General features: G+C 63.4%; 1 protein-coding gene. It reads right to left on the minus strand.

All coding sequences use genetic code 11. From position 1 onward, the window contains the following. Nucleotides 1-3,302, minus strand: a 3,302-nt coding sequence (metH, locus tag B0E55_RS31185; RefSeq protein WP_241896199.1) for a methionine synthase, incomplete at both ends; no start/stop codon positions are given.

The following is a 3,302-nucleotide window of genomic DNA, read 5'->3' on the forward strand; positions in this document are numbered from 1 at the left end:
AGCACAAGCTCTTCACGAACGCGTCGATGCCAGTACTCGGCCAGAGATTCCGTGAGCTGGACGCCGATTCCGTGAACTTCGAGGTAATCACGGTACGAGTTCGACGCGAACAACTCGTTGGCGAAGTCCGCGATCGGCTGACCCATCGTCACCAACTGGAACGGAAGAACGTCCACCTGTCCGGTCGCTTCTGCTTCCTTACGCGAGCGCACGAAGTCAGCGATGCACAGGAAACGGTCGCGATGCTGACGCGGGTAGGTGAACCGGAACCGTTCAGGTGCATCCGGTTTCGGTTCGGTGAGCACGATGACGTCGTCGCCCTCCGAGATCGCCGGGAAGTAGCCGTACACAACCGCGGCGTGCGCGAGGATGCCCTCGGACGTCAGCCGATCGAGCCAGTACCGGAGCCGCGGACGGCCTTCCGACTCGACCAGTTCCTCGTACGTCGGACCGTCGCCCTTGCGCTGACCGCGAAGGCCCCACTGGCCGAGGAAGAGAGCGCGCTCGTCGAGCAGCCCCGAGTACTCGGACAGAGAGATTCCCTTGACGATGCGCGAGCCCCAGAACGGCGGTGTCGGCACCGCAATGTCGGTAGCGACATCGGAACGCTCCGGCAGGACGACGGGAACCGCTGCAGCTTTACGCTTTTCGGCGATGCGCTTGGAACGCTCGTGACGAGCCTTACGCTCGGCAGCCTTCTCGCGAGCAGCGATGGCCTCCGGGCTGTCCGGCGCCGGGCCGCCGCCGCGCTTGGTCGTCATGATCTGGTCCATCAAGTTCAGACCCTCGAAAGCGTCGCGGGCATAGCTGACGTCGCCCTCGTACACCTCCTGCAGATCGTTCTCGACGTACGAACGCGTCAGCGCGGCACCACCCAGCAAAACCGGGAACTGTTCCGAGACACCGCGAGAGTTGAGTTCCTTGAGGTTGTCCTTCATGACCACTGTCGACTTCACGAGCAGTCCGGACATGCCGATGACATCGGCCTTGTGCTCGATCGCAGCATCGAGAATGGTCGCGATGGGCTGCTTGATGCCGAGGTTCACGACGTCGTAACCGTTGTTACTCAAGATGATGTCGACAAGGTTCTTGCCGATATCGTGGACGTCGCCCTTGACCGTCGCAATGACGAGGCGACCCTTGCCGTCCTCGTCGCTCGCTTCCATGTGCGGCTCGAGGAACGCAACTGCTGCCTTCATGACCTCGGCGGACTGCAGAACGAACGGCAACTGCATCTGTCCGGAACCGAACAGCTCGCCGACGGTCTTCATGCCCGAAAGCAGTGTCTCGTTGATGATTTCGATCGGGGACTTGACCGTCATCGCTTCGGTGAGATCGTCGTCGAGGCCGTTGCGCTCGCCGTCGACGATGCGACGCTCGAGCCGGTCGAACAACGGAAGTCCGGCGAGTTCCTGCGCACGTGACTCGCGCGCCGACGCAGCCGAGACACCCTCGAACAGAGCCATCAGCTTCTGCAGCGGGTCGTAGCCCTCGCTACGACGGTCGTAGACCAGGTCGAGTGCGGTTTCACGCTGCTCGTCCGGAATTCGCGCCATCGGCAAAATCTTGGACGCGTGAACAATCGCCGTGTCCAGACCGGCCTCGGTGCACTCGTGCAGGAACACCGAGTTGAGGACCTGCCGTGCGGCCGGGTTCAAACCGAACGAAATGTTCGAGATACCCAGGGTGAAGTGCAGTTCCGGGTACGCAGCCTTGAGCTGACGGATGGCTTCGATGGTCTCGATGCCGTCGCGTCGCACCTCTTCCTGACCGGTGGAGATGGGGAAGGTCAAGGCGTCGACGATGATGTCGGACTCGGCGAGTCCCCAGTTTCCCTTGATGTCCTCGATCAGACGCTTGGCGATGGCGACCTTGGTCTCGGCGGTGCGAGCCTGGCCCTCTTCGTCGATGGTCAGGGCGACGACCGCCGCGCCGTGCTCCTTGACCAACGTCATGATCTTGTGAAAACGCGATTCGGGGCCGGCGCCGTCCTCGTAGTTGACGGAGTTGACAGCGCAGCGGCCACCGAGGTGCTCGAGGCCGGCCTGCAGCACGGCAGGCTCGGTGGAGTCGAGCATGATCGGCAGCGTCGAGGACGTCGCCAGACGGCTGGCCAGTTCCGACATGTCGGCGGCACCGTCGCGGCCCACGTAGTCGACGTTGAGGTCGAGCATGTGTGCGCCGTCGCGGGTCTGGTCCTTGGCGATGTCCAGGCACTTCTGGTAGTCCGCGGAGAGCATCGCCTCGCGGAAAGCCTTGGAGCCGTTGGAGTTCGTGCGTTCACCGATCATCAGGATGCTGGCGTCCTGCTCGAACGGCACCGCCGAGTACAGCGAAGAGGTACTCGGCTCGTGGATCGGGGTGCGCTGGGCCTTCTCGACCTGACGGACCGCGTCGGCGACCGCGCTGATGTGCTCGGGTGTCGTACCGCAGCAGCCGCCTACGAGGCCGAGTCCGAACTCGGAAACGAAACCACTGAGGGCTTCGGCCAATTCGTCGGCGGTCAGCGGGTACTCGGCGCCCTTGGGGCCGAGCTGCGGCAGACCTGCATTGGGCATGACCGACACCGGCAGCGTCGAGTACTTGGACAGGTGCCGGAGATGTTCGCTCATCTCGGCCGGCCCGGTGGCACAGTTCAGGCCGATCATGTCGATACCGAGTGGCTCGAGTGCCGTCAGCGCCGCACCGATCTCACTGCCCAGGAGCATCGTTCCAGTTGTCTCTACCGTCACGTGCGTGATGATCGGCAACCGCAGTCCGAGTTGCTCCATCGCGCGCTGACTGCCGAGAATGGCCGCCTTCACCTGAAGCAGGTCCTGGCAGGTTTCGACGAGGATGGCGTCGGCGCCACCGTCGATCATGCCGAGCGCAGCTTCGGTGTACGCGTCACGAAGGACTGCGTACGGTGCGTGTCCCAGGCTGGGGAGCTTGGTTCCCGGTCCCATCGAGCCGAGTACGAATCGGGCCATGCCGTCGCGGCCTGGTCCCATCTCGTCCGCTACTTCACGGGCGAGAGCAGTGCCTTTTTCCGCGAGTTCGCGGATCCGGTGAGAGATGTCGTAGTCGGCGAGGTTGGGCAGGTTGCAACCGAAGGTGTTGGTCTCGACGGCATCGGCACCAGCGGCGAAGTACGCACGGTGGATGTCTTTGAGCACGTCGGGACGGGTGTCGTTGAGGATCTCATTGCACCCCTCGAGGCCGAGGAAGTCGTCCAGGGTGAGGTCCGCGGCCTGCAACATGGTGCCCATCGCTCCGTCGCCGATGACAACGCGCTGTTTCAGCGCATCAAGCAGGGCAGAGTT

The sequence above is a fragment of the Rhodococcus sp. 66b genome, assembly GCF_002076325.1.
Classification (GTDB): domain Bacteria; phylum Actinomycetota; class Actinomycetes; order Mycobacteriales; family Mycobacteriaceae; genus Rhodococcus_F; species Rhodococcus_F erythropolis.